Annotated in this window: 17 protein-coding genes and 2 riboswitches; of the genes, 15 read left to right on the top strand and 2 right to left on the bottom strand. The window is 66.4% G+C overall.

Going from position 1 to position 18,002, the window contains the following annotated elements; translation table 11 throughout:
• Both AABA86_RS15740 and cobJ read left to right on the top strand, forming a co-directional pair.
• A complete protein-coding gene (locus tag AABA86_RS15740; RefSeq protein WP_338307454.1) occupies positions 1–732 on the top strand; it encodes a precorrin-2 C(20)-methyltransferase in 732 nt (243 codons plus the stop codon).
• Entirely contained in the window at positions 729–1,463 is a 735-nt protein-coding gene (gene cobJ, locus AABA86_RS15735; RefSeq protein ID WP_338307453.1) for a precorrin-3B C(17)-methyltransferase, read from the top strand. The genes AABA86_RS15740 and cobJ overlap by 4 nt, the downstream gene beginning before the upstream one ends.
• Here cobJ and AABA86_RS15730 read toward each other — a convergent pair.
• Positions 1,439–2,185, bottom strand: a complete 747-nt coding sequence (locus AABA86_RS15730) for a cobalt-precorrin-6A reductase (RefSeq protein WP_338307452.1) — start codon at positions 2,183–2,185, stop codon at positions 1,439–1,441. The two genes, cobJ and AABA86_RS15730, sit on opposite strands and share 25 nt — an antisense overlap.
• Before the next feature lie 10 nt (positions 2,186–2,195).
• Here AABA86_RS15730 and cbiE point away from each other — a divergent pair, with 10 nt between their 5' ends.
• The 8 genes from cbiE to cobT all read left to right on the top strand — a co-directional run bounded on the left by cbiE (position 2,196) and on the right by cobT (position 9,397).
• Positions 2,196–3,377 carry a precorrin-6y C5,15-methyltransferase (decarboxylating) subunit CbiE gene (cbiE, locus tag AABA86_RS15725; protein ID WP_338307726.1) on the top strand — a complete coding sequence of 394 codons (1,182 nt, stop codon included), beginning with the start codon at positions 2,196–2,198 and terminating at the stop codon, positions 3,375–3,377.
• On the top strand, positions 3,374–3,742 hold the full coding sequence (locus tag AABA86_RS15720) for a cobalamin biosynthesis protein (protein WP_338307451.1): 369 nt from the start codon (positions 3,374–3,376) through the stop codon (positions 3,740–3,742). Before cbiE ends, AABA86_RS15720 begins: the two co-directional genes overlap by 4 nt.
• Positions 3,739–4,521, top strand: a complete 783-nt coding sequence (cobM, locus tag AABA86_RS15715) for a precorrin-4 C(11)-methyltransferase (protein WP_338307450.1) — start codon at positions 3,739–3,741, stop codon at positions 4,519–4,521. The genes AABA86_RS15720 and cobM overlap by 4 nt, the downstream gene beginning before the upstream one ends.
• Complete coding sequence (locus AABA86_RS15710; protein WP_338307449.1) at positions 4,521–5,831, top strand: cobyrinate a,c-diamide synthase; 1,311 nt, start codon at positions 4,521–4,523, stop codon at positions 5,829–5,831. Before cobM ends, AABA86_RS15710 begins: the two co-directional genes overlap by 1 nt.
• Positions 5,828–6,559: a uroporphyrinogen-III C-methyltransferase gene (gene cobA, locus AABA86_RS15705; protein ID WP_338307448.1), complete on the top strand. Its 732-nt coding sequence runs from the start codon at positions 5,828–5,830 to the stop codon at positions 6,557–6,559. The genes AABA86_RS15710 and cobA overlap by 4 nt, the downstream gene beginning before the upstream one ends.
• Before the next feature lie 45 nt (positions 6,560–6,604).
• Positions 6,605–6,823: riboswitch (cobalamin riboswitch) on the top strand.
• Between the two features lie 37 nt (positions 6,824–6,860).
• Positions 6,861–7,538 (top strand): energy-coupling factor ABC transporter permease, encoded by a 678-nt coding sequence (locus AABA86_RS15700; RefSeq protein ID WP_212248590.1) that lies wholly within the window; start codon positions 6,861–6,863, stop codon positions 7,536–7,538.
• A 46-nt stretch (positions 7,539–7,584) separates the two neighbouring features.
• A complete protein-coding gene (gene cobF, locus AABA86_RS15695) occupies positions 7,585–8,334 on the top strand; it encodes a precorrin-6A synthase (deacetylating) (protein WP_212248591.1) in 750 nt (249 codons plus the stop codon).
• Positions 8,335–8,344: 10 nt separating this feature from the next.
• On the top strand, positions 8,345–9,397 hold the full coding sequence (gene cobT, locus AABA86_RS15690) for a nicotinate-nucleotide--dimethylbenzimidazole phosphoribosyltransferase (protein WP_338307447.1): 1,053 nt from the start codon (positions 8,345–8,347) through the stop codon (positions 9,395–9,397).
• On the opposite strand, the gene AABA86_RS15685 is transcribed toward cobT, so the two are convergent.
• Complete coding sequence (locus tag AABA86_RS15685) at positions 9,390–9,962, bottom strand: histidine phosphatase family protein (protein WP_212248593.1); 573 nt, start codon at positions 9,960–9,962, stop codon at positions 9,390–9,392. The two genes, cobT and AABA86_RS15685, sit on opposite strands and share 8 nt — an antisense overlap.
• Positions 9,963–10,034: 72 nt before the next feature.
• Positions 10,035–10,237, top strand: a riboswitch (cobalamin riboswitch).
• A gap of 117 nt (positions 10,238–10,354) precedes the next feature.
• Between AABA86_RS15685 and AABA86_RS15680 the strand changes: the two genes are divergently transcribed.
• From AABA86_RS15680 to AABA86_RS15660, 5 genes are all read left to right on the top strand, one after another.
• Entirely contained in the window at positions 10,355–12,721 is a 2,367-nt protein-coding gene (locus AABA86_RS15680; protein ID WP_338307446.1) for a TonB-dependent receptor, read from the top strand.
• Between the two features lie 12 nt (positions 12,722–12,733).
• The gene (locus tag AABA86_RS15675; RefSeq protein ID WP_338307445.1) at positions 12,734–14,161 is read left to right on the top strand and encodes a PepSY domain-containing protein; all 1,428 of its coding nucleotides are present in this window, start codon (positions 12,734–12,736) and stop codon (positions 14,159–14,161) included.
• Between the two features lie 360 nt (positions 14,162–14,521).
• Positions 14,522–16,123, top strand: coding sequence for an ABC transporter substrate-binding protein (locus AABA86_RS15670; RefSeq protein ID WP_212248596.1), 1,602 nt, complete (start codon positions 14,522–14,524; stop codon positions 16,121–16,123).
• Positions 16,124–16,140: 17 nt separating this feature from the next.
• Positions 16,141–17,082, top strand: coding sequence for an ABC transporter permease (locus tag AABA86_RS15665; RefSeq protein ID WP_338307444.1), 942 nt, complete (start codon positions 16,141–16,143; stop codon positions 17,080–17,082).
• Positions 17,079–18,002: an ABC transporter permease gene (locus AABA86_RS15660; RefSeq protein ID WP_212248598.1), complete on the top strand. Its 924-nt coding sequence runs from the start codon at positions 17,079–17,081 to the stop codon at positions 18,000–18,002. The genes AABA86_RS15665 and AABA86_RS15660 overlap by 4 nt, the downstream gene beginning before the upstream one ends.

The raw sequence follows: 18,002 nt of genomic DNA, 5'->3' as shown, positions 1-18,002 counted from the left end.
ATGGGACGCATCATCTGCTGCGGTCTCGGCCCCGGCGATCCTGATCTGATGAGCGTGCGCGCCGATCGCACCGTGCGCGCCGCGCAGCACGTCGCCTATTTCCGCAAGAAGGGCAGGCCGGGCCAGGCGCGGCGCATCGTCGAGGGCATGCTGGCGGCCGACGTCACCGAATATCCCATGGAATATCCGGTCACCACCGAGATCGCCTTCGACAGCGCCGAGTACGTGCAGCTGCTGGCGGGCTTCTACGACGAATGGGCGGAGCGCCTAGCGCGGCTTTCGCGCGCGGTCGACGTCGTCGTGCTCTGCGAGGGCGACCCTTATTTCTACGGCTCCTTCATGCATCTGCACACGCGCCTGCAAGGCCGTGTCGGGATCGAGGTGATTGCCGGCATTCCCGGCATGGTCGGCTGCTGGAATGGCGTCGGCCAGCCGATCGCGCTCGGCGACGACGTGACGACGGTGCTGATGGGGACGCTTCCCGAAGACGAACTCGAGCGGCGCATGCGCGATTCCGATGCGCTGGTCGTCATGAAGACCGGCCGCAATCTCGCAAAGGTGCGCCGCGCGCTCAGCTCCGCCGGCCGGCTCGACGATGCCTGGCTGGTCGAGCGCGGTACCATGGCGGGCGAGCGCGTAGTGCGGCTCGCCGAGGTGGACGGCGCCGACTGTCCTTATTTCGCGATCGTGCTGGTCCACGGCAAGGGCCGGCACCTGGACGCCGCCGAATGATGGGCACGCTGACCATCGCGGGCCTGGGGCCGGGCAGCGATGCGCTGGTGACACCCGAGGTCACGGCTGCGCTGGCCGCCGCAACCGATATTCTTGGCTACGCGCCCTATGTCGCGCGCGTGCCGCCGCGTGCTGGACTTAGCCTGCATCCGTCGGACAACCGCGAAGAACTGAAGCGTGCCAGCGAAGCCTTACGGCTCGCCGCGGAGGGCGGCCAGGTCGTCGTCGTGTCCTCGGGCGATCCCGGCGTTTTCGCGATGGCTTCCGCGGTGTTCGAGGCGCTCGAACAGGCGCCGCAGTACCAAACGCTTCCGATCCGCGTGCTGCCGGGCATCACCGCGATGCTGGCGGCGGCCGCGCGGGCCGGCGCGCCGCTCGGCCATGATTTCTGCGCGATCAACCTCTCCGATAATCTCAAGCCGTGGACGGTGGTCGAGAAGCGCTTGCGGCTGGCCGCGGAAGCCGATTTTTCGATTGCGATGTATAATCCGCGCTCCGCAAGCCGGCCGGAAGGATTCGGCCGCGCGCTTGCGGTGCTGAAGGACGCCGGCTGTGGCGAGCGCCTCGTGATCTTTGCGCGCGCAATCAGCGCTGCTGACGAGAAGATCGTGACCGTGAGGCTGAATGACGCGACGCCGGAGATGGCGGATATGCGTACGCTGGTGATCGTCGGCAATTCGCAGACGCGCCGGGTCGGCCGCTGGGTCTATGCGCCGAGGCGGGTCGAATGACCGAGCCACTGCATCGCCGCGGCGACGCTTTCGACCCGTCCGCGTTCGGGCAGCTCCGGTCGCGAGATCATGATCACGGGAAGGCCGAGCATGCGGGCCGCGTCGATCTTCGCGCGGGCGCCGTCACCGCCGGAATTGCGGGCGACGATCCAGCCGATGCCGCGCGTGCGCATCAGATCGAGCTCACTGTCGAGCGTGAACGGCCCGCGCGATACGATCACATCGGCGGCGAAGGGCAGGGGCGCTTCCGGCGGATCGACGAACCGCAGCGTGTAGGCATGCTGCGGCTTCGTCGCGAATCGGGCGATATGCTGGCGGCCGATGGCGAGGAACACTTTTGCGGGCGCCTCGGGCAACGCTGCGACTGCAGCGCTGACATCGGCGATTTCGATCCAATTGTCGCCGGGCGTCTTCGGCCAAGGCGCGCGTTCGAGCGCGATGAGCGGCGTGCTAGTCTGCGCGCACGCCTCGACTGCATTGCGGCTCATCTCTGCGGCGAAAGGATGCGTCGCGTCGATCACATGCGTAATGCCTTCGCATCGGATGTAGTCGGCAAGCCCGCTCACGCCGCCGAAGCCGCCGATGCGGGTCGGCAGCGGCTGATCGGCGGGCGCGCGGGTGCGACCGCCATAGGAATAGACGGCGTTGAGGCGCGCGCGCGCGATTGCCGCCGCGAGCATGCTCGCATCGGCCGTTCCACCCAGAATGAGGGCGCGCGTCATGGCTGATTCCCTGGCTGATCCCTGGCTGACCATCATCGGTATCGGCGAAGATGGCCTTGCCGGGCTGTCGGAGGCAAGCCGAAAGGCGCTCAACGAGGCCGAAACCGTGTTCGGTGGCGAACGGCACCTCGCGCTTGCCGGCGTGGGGAGCCGCGGCCGTCCGTGGCCGGTGCCGTTCGACGCCGATGTCGTTCTGAGCTGCCGCGGCCGGCCGACGGCGGTGCTCGCCTCCGGGGATCCGTTCTGGTACGGCGCCGGCGCAGGTCTTGCCGAGAGGCTTTATGGCGACGAGTGGATCGCGTATTCGGCACCCTCGACTTTCTCCCTCGCTGCGTCGCGCCTGGGCTGGCGCCTGGAGTCCGTGACGTGCATTGGGCTTCATGCAGCGCCGTTCGAACGTCTGATGCCGCATTTGGCGAGAGATGCCCGCATCATCTGCCTGGTGCGCGACGCAGCTGCGGTCGGCGAACTCGCGAAATGGCTGACGGAACGCGGATGGGGCGCTTCACTCTTGTGGACTCTCGTCGCGCTTGGCGGCCCACGGGAATACATCGACCAGCATCGCGTCGATCTCTTTGCTGAGGATATTGCCGAAGATCTTGTCGCGGTGGCGTTGTTGCTGATCGGGACGCAGGGCATTCCCCGTAGCTCGGGCTTGTCCGACGATCTGTTCATTCACGACGGCCAGATCACCAAGCGACCGGTTCGCGCACTCGCGCTCTCGGCGCTGGCGCCGCGTTCGGGTGAACGGCTGTGGGATATCGGCGCCGGTTCGGGGGCGATCTCGGTCGAGTGGGCACTGTGCGGCGGGACGGCGACCGCCGTCGAAGCCCGAGAGGATCGCATCGCGAATATCCGCAAGAATGCCGCTGCGTTCGGGCTCGTGCACCGGATCACCATTGTGACGGGGAAAGCGCCTGAAGTGCTCGCTGCGCTGGACGCCCCGGACGCCGTCTTCATCGGCGGCGGTCTCGATAGCGCAAGGTTCGATGCCATCTGGTCACGGCTTTCGCCGGGCACACGGCTGGTCGCGCATTCCGTGACACTGGAGACGGAAGCGCTGCTCGGCGAGCTGCACCAGCGCCACGGTGGCGAGCTGATGCGGGTCGAGATCGCGCATGCCGGCCCGCTCGGCCGTTACCGCTCCTGGGAGGCGGCACGGTCGGTGGTGCAGTGGAGTACCGTCCGATGAAGGTGGCCGGGTTTGGGTTCAGGAGAGATGTCACTCTCGCTTCGCTGCGCGAAGCGCTGCTGGCGGCTGGTGATCCCGAAGGTCTTGCGGCGATGGCGACGGTCAGCGACAAGGCCGACGCGGAGCCGCTGAAGCAGCTCGCGCGCGAATGCGGTGTGCCGATCAAGGCCGTTCCGCCCGACATTCTGGCCGGTATCGCGACGCCGACCCAGTCCAATCTTGTGGCGGAGAAGTTCGGCACCGGATCGGTCGCCGAAGCTGCTGCCCTCGCGGCTGCCGGGCCTCGCGCGCGATTGATTGCGACGCGCGTAGTCTCGCAGGATCGCACCGCGACCGCCGCGATCGCGGAAGGAGATGGCGCATGACGGTGCATTTCATCGGGGCAGGGCCGGGCGCGCCTGATTTGCTGACCTTGCGCGGCCGCGACCTGATCGCGTCCTCTCCGGTCTGCCTTTATGCCGGCTCGCTGGTCCCCGAGGGCGTGCTGGCGCATTGCCCGCCCGGTGCGCGCATCGTCAACACCGCGCCACTGTCGCTCGATGAGATCATCACCGAGATCGCCGCAGCGCATGCGGCGGGCGAGGACGTCGCCCGCCTGCATTCCGGCGATCTCTCGATCTGGTCGGCGATGGGGGAGCAGCTTCGCCGCCTGCGCGCGCTCGACATTCCCTACACGGTCACGCCCGGCGTTCCCTCCTTCTCGGCTGCGGCGGCAGCGCTCGAGGTCGAGCTGACGCTGCCGGGCCTCGCGCAGACGGTGGTGCTGACGCGCACGCCCGGCCGCGCCAGCGCGATGCCCGAGCGCGAAAAGCTCGCTGCCTTCGCCGCGACCGGCGCGGTGCTCGCAATCCATCTGTCGATCCATCTGCTCGACAAGGTCGTTGCCGAGCTGACCCCACATTATGGCGCGGATTGTCCCGTCGCTATCGTCTGGCGCGCGAGTTGGCCGGACCAGCGCATCGTCCGCGCGACGCTTGCTACGCTCGATGCTGCCGTCGGCACCGAGATGGAGCGCACCGCGATCATTCTGGTCGGCAGAACGCTTGGCGCGGCGGATTTCGACGAGAGCCGCCTCTATGCCGCCGACTACGACCGCCGCTATCGGCCTGTCGGCGCGGAGCCGCGCTTTCCGGAGGCCTCGTGATGGCGGCAGGCCTCGTCATCTCCGCGCCGGCTTCCGGCGTCGGCAAGACCACGCTGACGCTGGCGCTCGCGCGCGCCTGGCGCAATCGCGGATTGAACGTGCAGTGCTTCAAGAGCGGTCCCGATTACATCGATCCCGCCTTCCACGCCGCCGCCACGGGACGCGCCTCCGTCAACGTCGATAGCTGGGCGATGGATCGCGGGACGATCGCGCATCTCGTCAGCCGCGGCGCGGATGCCGATATCGTGCTCGCCGAGGGCTCGATGGGCCTGTTCGACGGCGTTGCTGCGCGCGGGGTCTCCGGCGTGGGGGCCACCGCCGATATCGCGGAGATGATGGGCTGGCCGGTGGTGCTGGTGATCGATCCTTCCGGACAGGCGCAGACCGCAGCGGCGATCGCCGCGGGGCTTCGCGATTACCGCCCCGGCGTGCGACTCGCCGGCGTCGTGCTCAATCGCGTCGCCAGCCTGCGCCACGAAGATCTCGTCCGGCGTGCGCTCAACGATTCCGGCATTGCCGTGTTCGGCGCTATGCCGCGCCATGCCGAGATCAGCCTGCCGAAACGGCATCTCGGCCTGGTGCAGGCCGAAGAGCAGGCTGAGATCGGCAAGCTGATCGACGAGGCCGCGCGCTTCGTCGCCGAGCATGTCGATCTCGATGCGGTGCTGCGATCGGCTGCGTCCTGGTCGCCGCAACCTGCCGCGAACGGCCTGAACGTGACGCCGCCGGGGCAGCGCATCGCGCTCGCGCGCGATGCGGCGTTCTCCTTCGTCTATCCGCATATGCTGGAGGCCTGGCGCGCGGCGGGCGCCGAGATATTGCCGTTCTCGCCGCTCGCCGATGAAGCGCCTGACGCGAGTGCCGATGTGTGCTGGCTCCCCGGCGGCTACCCCGAGCTCCATGCCGGCAAGATCGCGGCCAATGCGCGTTTTCGCGGCGGCCTGCGCGCCTTTGCCGAAACGCGGCCGGTGCACGGCGAATGCGGAGGCTATATGGTGCTGGGAACCGCTTTGACCGATGCGGACGGTGTCCGCCACGAGATGACAGGCCTGCTTGGCCTCGAGACGAGCTTTGCCAAACGCCGCATGCATCTCGGTTATCGTCTGGCCGAACTCGCCGCGGCGATACCGGGACATCGCTCCGGCGCGCGCCTGCGCGGCCATGAGTTCCACTATTCGACCATTCTTGCCCAGCCTGATACGCCGCTGGCAGTCGTGCATGATGCGACCGGCGCGGTCATCGCCGAGACCGGCTCGCAGCGCGGCCACGCCACCGGCACCTTCTTTCATCTGATCGCGGAGGACCGGTGAGCGGCTTCGTCTCCTTCATCTCCGCCGGACCAGGCGATCCCGAGCTTCTCACGCTCAAGGGCGCCGCGCGGCTGCGCGAAGCCGACGTCGTGCTCTATGACGATCTTGCCTCCGGCGCGATCCTCGATCTCGCCCGGCCCGGCGCCAATCTCGTCGCGGTTGGGAAACGGGCAGGGCGTCCCTCGACCAAGCAGCACCACGTCAACCGCTTGTTGGTCGACTATGCCGTAACCGGCGCGCGCGTGGTGCGCTTGAAGTCGGGCGACGCCGGCATTTTCGGCCGGCTCGAGGAAGAGCTGGAGACGCTGCGTGAGGCCGGCATCGGCTACGAGATCGTTCCCGGCGTGACATCAGCCTGCGTCGCCGCGGCGCAGGCCGGCATTCCCCTGACCCGGCGCCATACTTCGCGCCGGGTGCAGTTCGTCACCGGCGCCGATGTCACCGGCGAGCTGCCGCCCAACCTGAACTGGGCGGCGCTGGCCGACCCTGAAGCGACGACCGTGGTCTATATGGGCCGGCGCACCTTTCCGGCGCTTGCTGCAAAATTGATCGCGCACGGCCTTGCCCCAACCACACCGGCATTGTTCGCCGAATCCCTCGGACGCCCCGACGAACGGCTGGTCCGGACCACCATCGCCGAGCTTGCCGAGCAGCTTGCGCGCGGCGGCGCCGCCTCGACGGCCGCCGTGATCCTGTTTGGGGCGCTGGCGGGGGATTATCCGTCATGACGGCCTTGGCCGCCCTTCGCCCCTTGACGCAGGCTCAGCGAAAGGGGCACACAAGAGAGGCATGGTGCTCGACGCGGCGCAAAGCGCCGGAGCATAATCGGGAATGGGGGTGGGCGGACCCAGTTGCGGCGCCCAAAACCCCAGCCGCCCCCGCGACTGTAAGCGGTGAGGGACTCCGATCAGCCACTGGGCCGCAAGGTCCGGGAAGGCCGGAAATCCCAGCGAACCGCGAGCCAGGAGACCGGCCCTGCACGTTTTGAGGCCAAGGCCGTCGGGTGTGACGGCAGGAAGGAACTGAGCCATGCATATCGAACCCGGTATAGTGACGGGCGCCAAGCTCGTGTTGAGTTACGCAACCGGCATCGCCGCAGGCGGCGTTGCGCTGAAGCTCGCGGCGGAAACCGTGCGTGAGCAGGGCATCACGTCGTTCGCGGCGCGGACGCTCGCCACCACAGTCCTCGTCTTCACCTTCTTCGAGATCCTGCCGCACTTCCCGGTCGGCGTCTCCGAGGTGCACTTCATTCTCGGCTCGACACTGTTCCTGCTGTTCGGCGCGGCGCCTGCGGCCTTCGGCCTCGCCTTCGGCCTGCTGCTCCAGGGTGTGTTCTTCGAGCCCGCTGACATCCCGCAATACGGCATGAACGTCACCACGCTGCTGGTGCCACTGTTCGCGATCCAGGCGATTGCCACACGGATCATTTCGCGCAACACCGCCTATGTCGATTTGAAGTATCGCCAGGCGCTGGCGCTTTCGACGACCTATCAGGCCGGTGTGATCGCCTGGGTGGCGTTCTGGGCGCTCTATGGCTCCGGTTTTGCCATGACCAATCTCGCCAACATCGCGACGTTCGCGGCGTCCTATGCGCTGGTCATCGTGATCGAGCCTCTGGCCGATCTCGCGGTACTGGCGCTGGCGAAGTCGCTGCGCGGCGTCACCGCGCCCGGCCTCGTCACTCCGCGCCTGCACAACGCGGCCTGAGAGACAAGCGAACGGGCGGCCAGCAGGGCCGCCCGTCGCGTTCGCGATGCTCACGCTCTCCCTGATAGGCATCGGTTGCGGCGATCCCGACCAGCTCACGCGCGCCGCTGTTCAGGCGATCAACGCCGCCGATCTCGTCCTGATTCCGCGCAAGGGGACGGCAAAGTCCGATCTCGCCGATCTCAGGCGGACGATCTGCGCGGATGTGCTCACCAGCAACAAGACAGCCATCGCCGAGTTCGACCTTCCCGTGCGCGACGCAGGCGAAGCTGACTACCGCAAGGGCGTGGACGATTGGCACGATGCGGTTGCCGCGACCTGGTCTCGGACGATTGCAAACCATCTCGAAGGTGAGGGCAAGGTTGCGCTGCTGATCTGGGGCGATCCCTCGCTCTATGATTCCTCGTTGCGCATTGCGCGGCGGCTCAATCCCTTGCCTGACATCGCGGTCGTGCCCGGCATCACCTCGATCCAGGCGCTGTGCGCGGCGCATGCGCTGCCGCTCAACGATATCGGCGAGCCCTTTCTGGTCACGACGGGGCGGCGCTTGCGCGAAGGCGGCTGGCCGCAGGGTGTCGATACCGTGGTGGTGATGCTCGACGGCGGCACGGCGTTCCAGTCGCTCGATCCGGCCGGGCTTCACATCTATTGGGGCGCCTATCTCGGCATGCCCGACCAGATCGTCATGTCCGGCGCGCTCGCCGAGGTCGGCCCGCGCATCGTGGCGTTGCGTCAGGAGGCGCGCGAGCGGCACGGCTGGATCATGGACAGCTACATTCTCAAGCGCGCACGTTAAGCGAGGCACCATGCTCCCCGAATGGGTCACCCGAAGCTGCCCCGAGATCTCCGCAGCCCATCGCGAGGCGGCGATTGCGCGGCAGGCGCAACTGACAAAGCCGACCGGCGCACTCGGCCGGCTCGAGCAGCTCGCAATCGAGCTTGCGGGCTTGCAGGCGACTGAACAGCCGCGTGCCGCGCGGGTGCCGATCATCATCTTCGCCGGCGACCACGGCATCGTCGCGCAGGGCGTCTCGGCCTATCCGCAAGCCGTGACCATCGCGATGATGGCGAATTTCGCCGCCGGCGGTGCCGCGATCTCGGTGCTGGCGCGCGAGCTTGGCTCGAGCCTGGAGGTGGTCGACGCCGGCACGCTGGCGCCGGACGAGATGGCAGGAATCGTCACCGACAAGCCGCGCCACGGCACACGCGATTTCAGCGTCGAAGCCGCTCTCGCACCCGCCGAGCTGGCGTATGCGTTCGAGGCCGGCCAGCGCGCCGTCGTACGTGCGGCGGCCCATCAGCCTGATCTCCTGATCTTCGGCGAGATGGGGATCGGCAACACCACGACGTCAGCGGCGATTGCCGCGAGCCTGCTTGGCATCAGTGCCGAAGAGATTGCAGGCAGCGGCACCGGCGTCGATGCGGCCGGCCGCGCGCACAAGGCGCGGGTGATTGATGCTGCGATTACGCGTCACAGGGTTGCGGGCGCAGCGCCCGAAAAAATCCTGTGCGCCGTCGGCGGCCTCGAGATTGCGGCGATCACAGGTGCGATCATCGCGGCCGCGCAGCGCCGCGTCCCCGTCTTGATCGACGGCTTCATCGTATCGGTGGCAGCGCTCACGGCGGCGCGGCTCAACCCGTCGTGCCAGCCGTTCCTGCTGCCGTCGCATCAATCGGCGGAGCAGGGCCATCGGCTGGTGCTGCGCGCGCTGAACGTGCAGCCGTTGATCAGCCTCGATCTCCGGCTCGGCGAGGGATCGGGCGCCGCCATCGCGCTGCCGCTGGTGCGCCTCGCCTGCAGCCTCCACAACGGCATGGCGACGTTTGCGCAGGCCAATGTGCCGGATCGTCCTAGCTGATCCGCTGATTGACGGAGACGACGCGCCAGCCGCTCGCAAGGCGATCGATCCGGGTCAGCGACAGCGGATCGATCACGAAGCGCAAGGCGGCCTGCGGCGTGAGATCGAGCGCGATGCAGAGCGCGGCGCGGATGGTGCCGGAATGCACGACGAGCGTGGCCGATCCGGCTGCGATCCGCGACAGTCCCAGCCGGACACGCGCGACCTGATCCGCAAAGCTCTCGCCGCCCGGCGGCCGTGCGTCGGCCGGATCGCTCCAGAACTGCGCATAGGCCTCACCGCGGCTCGCGGCGAGTTCGTCATGGCGATGGCCGGTCCAGTCACCAAAATCCTGTTCGCGGAATTCGCTGACCAGGGCCGGTTCGAGCCCCAGGGCTCGCGCCGTCTCGACCGTGCGTCGCGACGGGCTTGCGTAGCCCGCAGCTTCCCGCGGCAAGCGCTGCCGCACGGCATCCAGCTGCACGCGATCGCCGAGATCGGCAGGCGCGTCGGACGCGTGGATCGTCCCTTTGACGCCCTCGACGGGCGCGTGCCTTATCAGCCAGAGGAAGGTCTCGCCTTCCATGCTCATCTCCAAGGAAGTTGCTCGCTGTGGCCATAACGCCGCAACTGGCACATTGACTCTGTTGTGATGGTAATCCTAGATGCTTGCGACGGTTTCCCCGAGAGGGGATGAAAAGGGAATACGGTGCGGGGACATTGTCCCCAACGCCGTGGCTGCCCCCGCAACTGTGAGCGGTGAATCCTTCGTCAGAAGCCACTGGGGTGCTCGGTCCCGGGAAGGCGACGAAGTGGTCATGACCCGCGAGCCAGGAGACCTGCCGTCAGCCGTGGTCACACGCGAAGATGTCGGTCGGGGAGTACAGACATTCGGCTTCATCGGACGGCTGAAGGGCCAGAAGGTGAGACCTCGTTCGCTGTGACGTGCCACTGACGTCATACCGAGGTCCGAAAATCGTGTCTTCCATCTATATCGTACGACCGCGCGGCTTCCTGCTCGCCTCCGCCGCCCTTACGCTGGCTGCCGCTGATGTGCCGGCCGCGCTGGCGCAGCAATCTCGCGAACCGCTGCCGCCGATCGAGGTGTCGCCCGCCCAATCCCGCAAGCAGGCGAAGCCTGCCGGCCGGGAAGGGCAGAGCGCACGGCGCGCGTCATCGCGCAGATCCGCAACCGCTGCGGCCGCGCCAAGGCCTGCGGTGCCGGGCGTGTCGTCGCAGACGCAAACGGCGACGCCGCTCAACTCCAATGCCGTGGCCGAAAGCGCCTCGCGCCTTGGCCTGACCGTGCGCCAGACGCCTGCAACCGTCGAAATCATCTCCGCCGAGACCATGCGCGAGCAGGGTTATCGCACCGTGTCCGAGGCGGCGCAGGGTGCGGTCGGCGTCACCTCCGGCGACGCACCGGGAGAGCCGGCGGGCTTCTCGATGCGCGGCTTCACCAACAGCCAGATCAACACGCTCTACAACGGCATCAAGATCGGCCCGCAGAACATGACCTCGCGGATCATGGACACGGCCAATCTCGAGGCTGTGGAATTCCTGAAGGGCCCGGCCTCGCTGATCTCGGGCGAGGGCGCTGCCGGCGGCGCGATCAACTTCGTCAACAAGCAGCCGCACACCGGAGCGATCCGCAACGAGGCGGATTTCTCGTACGACTCCCTGAACTCGTTTCGCGCCCATTACGGCTCGGGCGGCAGCACGAACGTCCAAGGTCTCGACTACCGCTTCGACATCAGCCGCTCCTCGCTCAACGGCTTCGTGGACGACACCAACACCAGAACGCTCGACGTGTCGGGCCAGCTCAACTACCGCATCTCCGACAGCCTCAAGGTCTGGGGCGCGATCGAATACCGCGAGGATCGCGGCAAGGCCTATTGGGGTGCGCCGCTGGTGCCGGTCGCCTTCAGCGGCTCGCATGCGACGTCGGGGATTGTCTCCGGCAACTACATCTCGAACTACAACAAAACCAATCTCGGCGCGGTCACCATCGACGACCGCACCTTCAACACCAATTACAACGTGCTCGACAACCGCAACGTGGCGCAGGAAGTCTGGCTGCGCGGTGGCTTCGAGCTGAAGCTTGCGCCTGACCTGACCCTGAAGAGCCAGGCCTATGGCTACGGCGCCGAGCGCACCTGGTTCAATAACGAAGTCGAAGCGTTCAATTCCGGGACGAACCTGGTCGATCGTGAGCGCTTCTATGTCGCGCACAGCCAACGCCTCGTCGGCAACATCACCGACCTGATCTGGGATGCGAACATCGCGGGATTCGACAACCGGCTGGTCACGACACTGTCGTCGAGCTACCTCGATTTCGTCAGGCCCGGCGCCGCAAACTTTCCCGGCGACTCTGTTTCGCTGGTCGATCCCAACCGCGGCTTTTACGGCTTACTCACGACGCAGCAGCAGACCGCGCGCATCGACAACGAGGCCTTGTCATTCGAGGACCGGCTCAAACTGACACGCAGCTTTTCGCTGATTGGTGGCCTGCGCGTCGAGCATATCGGCCTCGATCGCAATTCGATGGACAAGAATGGATTGGAGAAGGCAGGCTTCCCGTTCGCGAAAGACTGGGCGCCGGTGACGGGCCGCATCGGCTACACATGGGAGGCCGTGCCCGGCCTGACCTTCTTTAGCCAGTACGCGACCGGCGCCGACATCTCTGCCAACAATATCTTCCTGCTCGGGCCGACCCAGCCGCTCGACCTGACGACCGCGCGCACCTACGAGACCGGCGTCAAGCACCTGTTCTGGGACAACAGGGCGGAGTGGTCGTTCTCGGCCTACGACATCGTGCGCAAGAACGTCTTTGCCGCGGCCGGCGGCATGGCGCTCAACATCGCCGGGCGACAGGAGTCGAAGGGCGTGGAGCTTGCCGCCTCGGTCCGTCCGATCGATCCGCTGCGTCTGTGGGGCAACATCGCCTACGTCGATGCTCGCTATGCCGACTACAATTTCGTCGGCGGCTCGTTCTCCGGCAACACGCCGCCGAACGTGCCGCGCATCGTCGCCAATGCCGGCGCATCGTACCGGTTCTTCACGCCCTGGCCGGTAGAGCTCGGCATCACCGGCCGCCATGTCGGCGACCGCTACAACACCGATGCCAATGTGGTGACGATGAAGGCGTACACCGTCGCCGACGTCTACGCTTTCGTCGATATCCCCAAGGCGGTTTTCAACGCGGTTGACCAGGCTCGCCTGACCTTCCGTGTGCGCAACATCACTGATAAGCGCTACGCGATCTGGGGCGATCCGTTCTACCCCGACCAGATCCTCCTGGGCGCGCCGCGCACCTACGAGCTCTCGGCCGCGTTCAAATGGTAGGGTGCTGAACGGATGATGAGCGCGATCGTCCTTGCGCATCGCTGGCTCGGGATCGCGTTCTGCCTGCTGTTCGCGATGTGGTTTGCGACCGGCATCGTGATGCACTTCGTTCCGTTTCCGTCGCTGACGGAAGCGGAACGGTTTGCCGGCCTTGCGCCGCTGGACCCGACGGAGGCGCGGATCGCGGTTGCCGATGCCGTAGCCGCGAGCGGGATCGCGGATGCGACGCGCGTTCGGCTGATCCGGCGAAACGACGGGCTCGCCTACGTCATTGCGGGATCGACGCGCCTGCGCGCATTGCGCGCCTCCGACGGGAGCGACGCAGCGGTGACTTTACCCGACGTGGTGCTTGCCATCGCGCGGGATCATGCGCGTCACCGTGGGCTCGATGCCGCGCGCGCAGCGTTCCTCGCGAAGGCGGATTACGATCAGTGGACCGTGCCGAACGGCTTCGATCGCCACCGGCCCTTGTTTCGCGTTGCCCTCGGCGATGCTGCCGGGACGGAAATCTATGTGTCGTCGCGCACCGGCGAGGTCGTCCTGGATACGACGGGACGCGAGCGCAGCTGGAATCTCGTCGGCAGCGTGCTGCATTGGATCTATCCGACGGTCCTGAGACGCAATTGGGCGCTGTGGGATGGCGTCGTCTGGACGCTATCGTTGCTGGCCCTGATCGCAGCCGTGCTCGGTGCGGCGCTCGGGATCGTGCGGATCAGGATGAAAGGCTGCCGGCTCGCAACGCCTTATCGCGGGTGGCACGCGCTGCATCACATCCTCGGCCTTGCGGCGATGGTGTTCGTGCTCACCTGGATCTTCAGCGGCTGGCTTTCGATGGATCATGGCCGGCTGTTTTCGCGCGGACAGCTGACGGGCTCCGAAGCCGACGCGGCGAATGCCGTGCCCGTCTGGGCGGCAGCATCATCGTTCGACCGGACGTCGCTGCCGTCATCGGCCCGGGAGGCCGAATGGTTCGCCTTCGCCGGCAGACTCTACCGTCGCGACCGGCTCGCGCTGGACTCGCAGGCGGTGGTCAGGCCAGACGATGCGTCAGATGCCGGACAACGCGGATTTCTGAGCGCGCGCGAGGTTGGAGGCTTGACGAGCCGCCTTGGCGCAGATTGCGGCGTGCCGTCCGTCCTTGCTGACGACGATGACTATCCCGCACATTCTGCGATCCCGGGTGCGCCGGCCTACCGGTCTTATTGTGGCGACCTCTGGTTCGATATCGATGGCGCCGATGGCAATGTGCTGCAAAGGCTGGATCCTTCGCGTCGTGCCTATCGCTGGGCGTATGGCGCGCTGCACACGCTGGATTTTCCGGCCCTGCTCGCGCATCCCCTTCTGCGCGAGGTTCTGATCATCGCGCTATGCGGGCTTGGGCTGGTGTTCTCCGTCACGGGAATCGTCATCGGCTGGCGGCGCCTGCTTCTGTCGCGTTGACCGTCCGGAATGCGCAAGTCAACCCGCGGCCGGAATCGCTCGCAAGCCGGCGAGCGGTGACAACGCCGCTCCACCGATGAGCGACATGAACTGGCGCCGTTTCATCCGATCTTGCCGCTCTCATCCACGACAACCTGATCAACGCATGGCAAAATGCTGCCATCAGGAATTGTCGAGGGCAATAGGTGTTTCGTCGGCCGACGCTGCCAGTGGCCCTCGAGGTCTGGCTCACGAAAATGACAGTGAGATCGCGCTGGTGAAGGCGCGTTTAGTGGCATACCATTTGCAAGCCAATGAGCTCTGGTTTCACCTGCTCTTGGCCAACGATGGCCGGCATCACGGCATTACTGGGAGGACTTCATGGATCGCAGGACCGTATTGAAGGGACTGGCGGGCGCGGGCGGTCTGGCATTGACGGGCCTGTCGGCCCCGGCCATCGCGCAAGGCGCATCAGCCCGCACCCTCCGCTTCGTGCCTCAAGCCAATCTTGCCAATTTCGATCCGATCTGGGGCACGCAATATGTGGTGCGCAATGCCGCAGCGCTGGTCTGGGACACGCTTTACGGCATCGACGCGCAGCTTCAGCCGCAGCGCCAGATGGTCGAGTCCGAGGAGACCACCGATGACGGCAAGACCTGGACCTTCAAGCTGCGCCCAGGCCTCAAGTTCCATGACGGCGAGCCGGTGCTGGCCAAGGACGTCGTCGCGAGCCTGTCGCGCTGGGCTGCGCGCGATCCGATGGGCCTGATGATCATTGCGATCCAGCAGGAATTGACCGCCGTCGACGACCGCACCTTCAAATGGGTCCTGAAGCAGCCCTTCCCGAAAATGCTCTACGCACTGGCCAAGAACAACGCGCCGTGCTCCTTCATCATGCCGGAGCGTATCGCCAAGACCGATCCGTTCAAGCAGATCACCGAGTATGTCGGCTCAGGTCCGATGAAGTTCGCCAAGGGCGAATGGGTCCCCGGCGCCAAGGCCGTGTTCGAGAAATTCGCCGATTACGTCCCGCGGCAGGAGAAGGCCTCCTGGCTCGCTGGCGGCAAGCAGATCCTGGTCGATCGCGTGGAATGGATCGTGATGCCGGATCCGGCCACCGCGGCCGCCGCATTGCAGAACGGCGAAGTCGACTGGTGGGAGAACCCGATCGCCGATCTCGTGCCCGTGCTGAAGAAGAACAAGAACATCAGCGTCGATATCGGCGATCCCCTCGGCAATATCGGCTCGTTCCGCATGAACCATCTGTTCGCGCCTTTCAACGACGTGCGGGCGCGGCGCGCCGTGCTGATGGCGCTCAGCCAGGAAGATTATATGCGGGCGATCGTCGGCGACGACAACGCATTGTGGAAGGCGCTGCCCGGCTTCTTCACGCCGGATACGCCGCTCTACAGCGAGTTGGGCGGCGAGATCCTGAAGGGCAAGCGCGATTTCGACGCGGCCAAGAAGCTGCTGGCCGAAAGCGGCTATTCCGGCCAGCCGGTGACTTGTTTGGTGGCGCAGGATCAGCCGATCACGAAGGCGCAAGGCGACGTCACCGCGGATCTCTTGAAACGGCTCGGCATGAATGTCGACTTCATCGCCACCGATTGGGGCACGGTCGGCTCCCGCCGGGCGCAGAAGACGCCGCCCGGGCAGGGCGGCTGGAATATGTTCCACAGCTGGCACGCCGGCGCCGACTGCATCACGCCCGCCGCCTACACCGCCATCCGCGCCAACGGCGAGAAGGCCTGGTTCGGCTGGCCCAATAGCCCGAATACCGAGAAGGAGATCACGACCTGGTTCGACGCCAAGAATCTCGAGGAAGAGAAGGCGGCGATCGGGCGGGTCAACAAGGCCGCGCTCGAGGATGTCGTCTATGCGCCGACCGGCTTCTTCCTGACCTACACAGCCTGGCGCAAGAACGTCTCCGGTATCACCAAGGGGCCGCTGCCGTTCTTCTGGGGTGTGTCGAAATCCGCATGATCGTGCGCTGAGGCCAGATGCTCTCCTACATCCTCCGTCGCATCGTCGCGACCCTGCCGGTCATGGCAATCGTCGCGCTGTTCGTGTTCAGCCTGCTCTACATCGCGCCGGGTGATCCCGCCGTGGTGATCGCGGGGGATCAGGCGAGCCCGGAGGATGTGGAGCGCATCCGCCAGAGCCTCGGCCTCGACCGTCCCTTCCTGGTCCAGTTCGGAGGCTGGGTCTGGCGCATCCTGCACGGCGATCTCGGCACCTCGATCTTCACCAACCTGCCGGTCTCGGCGATGATCGGACAGCGCCTCGGACCGACGCTGTCACTGATGATCGTCACGCTGCTGCTGACGATCGTGGTGGCGGTGCCGCTCGGCGTGGTGGCGGCCTGGAAGGCGGGCAGCCTGATCGACCGCGTCATCATGGGCTTTGCCGTGTTCGGCTTCTCGCTGCCCGTCTTCGTGGTCGGCTACATGCTCGCCTACATCTTCGCGCTCGAGCTGGAATGGCTGCCGGTGCAGGGCTACACGCCGCTGGCCCAAGGCTTCTGGCCCTGGCTCGAGAACCTGATCCTGCCCGCGATCGCGCTCGGCTGCGTCTATATCGCCCTGGTCGCGCGCATCACCCGCGCCGCCATGCTGGAAGTGCTGCAGCAGGACTATATCCGCACCGCCAAGGCCAAGGGCCTCGGGCAGGGCGGCATCCTGTTCATTCACGCGCTGAAGAACGCGGCGGTGCCGATCGTGACCGTGATCGGGATCGGCATCGCGCTGCTGATCGGCGGCGCGGTCGTGACCGAAAGCGTGTTCGCGATTCCTGGCCTGGGCCGGCTCACGATCGATGCGATCCTGCGCCGCGACTATCCCGTCATCCAGGGCATCGTGCTGCTGTTCAGCTTCGTCTACGTCCTCGTCAACCTGATGATCGACGTCATTTATACGCTCGTTGACCCGAGGATCCGCTATTGACCGACACGACCGTCAATCCGCAGGCGCTCCCGGCTGGGCTCGTTCTTGCGCCACAACTGCCGGAAATCCTGCGGCCGGTCACGATCCGGCGCGGCTTCGTCGGGTTCTTGCGCGGCCATCCGACGGTCGCGATCGGTGGCGCGCTGCTGCTGACGCTCGTGCTTATCGCGGTCTTCGCGCCTTATCTCGGAACGGTCGATCCGACCGCGCTCGCCCCCGCCAAGCGCACCCGCGCGCCGTCGGCGGATTACTGGTTCGGCACTGACGTGCTCGGCCGCGACATCTATTCACGCGTGCTGTTCGGTGCGCGGGTCTCGCTCACGGTCGGCCTGTCGGTCGCGATCTTCGCATCCGTGGCCGGCCTTGCCATCGGCATGGTCTCCGGCTTCATCCGCTGGGCCGACGGCATCCTGATGCGCTTCATGGACGGCTTGATGTCGATCCCGCCGATCCTGCTGGCGATCGCGCTGATGGCGCTGACGCGCGGCAGCGTCGGCAACGTCATCCTCGCCATCACGGTTGCCGAGATCCCGCGCGTTTCGCGCCTCGTGCGCAGCGTCGTGCTGTCGCTGCGCGAGCAGCCCTATGTGGATGCCGCGGTCGCCTGCGGCACGCGCACGCCGATGATCATCCTGCGCCACATCCTGCCCAATACGCTGGCGCCGATGCTGGTGCAGGCGACCTATATCTGCGCCAGCGCCATGATCACGGAGGCGATCCTGTCTTTCATCGGCGCGGGAACGCCGCCCACCATTCCGTCCTGGGGCAACATCATGGCCGAGGGCCGCGCGCTGTGGCAGGTCAAGCCCTACATCGTGTTCTTTCCGGCGGCCTTCCTCTCGGTCACCGTGCTCGCGGTGAATCTGCTCGGCGACGGCCTTCGCGATGCGCTCGATCCGCGCATGGCCAAGCGTCTTTAG

This window comes from Bradyrhizobium sp. TM233 (assembly GCF_036247965.1).
GTDB lineage: Bacteria > Pseudomonadota > Alphaproteobacteria > Rhizobiales > Xanthobacteraceae > Bradyrhizobium > Bradyrhizobium ottawaense.
Note: the sequence above shows the minus strand (reverse complement) of the source record. Positions and strands in the feature narration are given on the sequence as shown.

What these genes read in the sequence shown, in the direction of transcription:
- AABA86_RS15740 (WP_338307454.1), top strand. Translation starts at nt 1, where the DNA reads ATGGGACGCATCATCTGCTGCGGTCTCGGCCCCGGCGATCCTGATCTG.
- cobJ (WP_338307453.1), top strand. Translation starts at nt 729, where the DNA reads ATGATGGGCACGCTGACCATCGCGGGCCTGGGGCCGGGCAGCGATGCG.
- AABA86_RS15730 (WP_338307452.1), bottom strand. Translation starts at nt 2,185, where the DNA reads ATGACGCGCGCCCTCATTCTGGGTGGAACGGCCGATGCGAGCATGCTC.
- AABA86_RS15720 (WP_338307451.1), top strand. Translation starts at nt 3,374, where the DNA reads ATGAAGGTGGCCGGGTTTGGGTTCAGGAGAGATGTCACTCTCGCTTCG.
- cobM (WP_338307450.1), top strand. Translation starts at nt 3,739, where the DNA reads ATGACGGTGCATTTCATCGGGGCAGGGCCGGGCGCGCCTGATTTGCTG.
- AABA86_RS15710 (WP_338307449.1), top strand. Translation starts at nt 4,521, where the DNA reads ATGGCGGCAGGCCTCGTCATCTCCGCGCCGGCTTCCGGCGTCGGCAAG.
- AABA86_RS15700 (WP_212248590.1), top strand. Translation starts at nt 6,861, where the DNA reads ATGCATATCGAACCCGGTATAGTGACGGGCGCCAAGCTCGTGTTGAGT.
- cobF (WP_212248591.1), top strand. Translation starts at nt 7,585, where the DNA reads ATGCTCACGCTCTCCCTGATAGGCATCGGTTGCGGCGATCCCGACCAG.
- cobT (WP_338307447.1), top strand. Translation starts at nt 8,345, where the DNA reads ATGCTCCCCGAATGGGTCACCCGAAGCTGCCCCGAGATCTCCGCAGCC.
- AABA86_RS15685 (WP_212248593.1), bottom strand. Translation starts at nt 9,962, where the DNA reads ATGGAAGGCGAGACCTTCCTCTGGCTGATAAGGCACGCGCCCGTCGAG.
- AABA86_RS15675 (WP_338307445.1), top strand. Translation starts at nt 12,734, where the DNA reads ATGATGAGCGCGATCGTCCTTGCGCATCGCTGGCTCGGGATCGCGTTC.
- AABA86_RS15670 (WP_212248596.1), top strand. Translation starts at nt 14,522, where the DNA reads ATGGATCGCAGGACCGTATTGAAGGGACTGGCGGGCGCGGGCGGTCTG.
- AABA86_RS15665 (WP_338307444.1), top strand. Translation starts at nt 16,141, where the DNA reads ATGCTCTCCTACATCCTCCGTCGCATCGTCGCGACCCTGCCGGTCATG.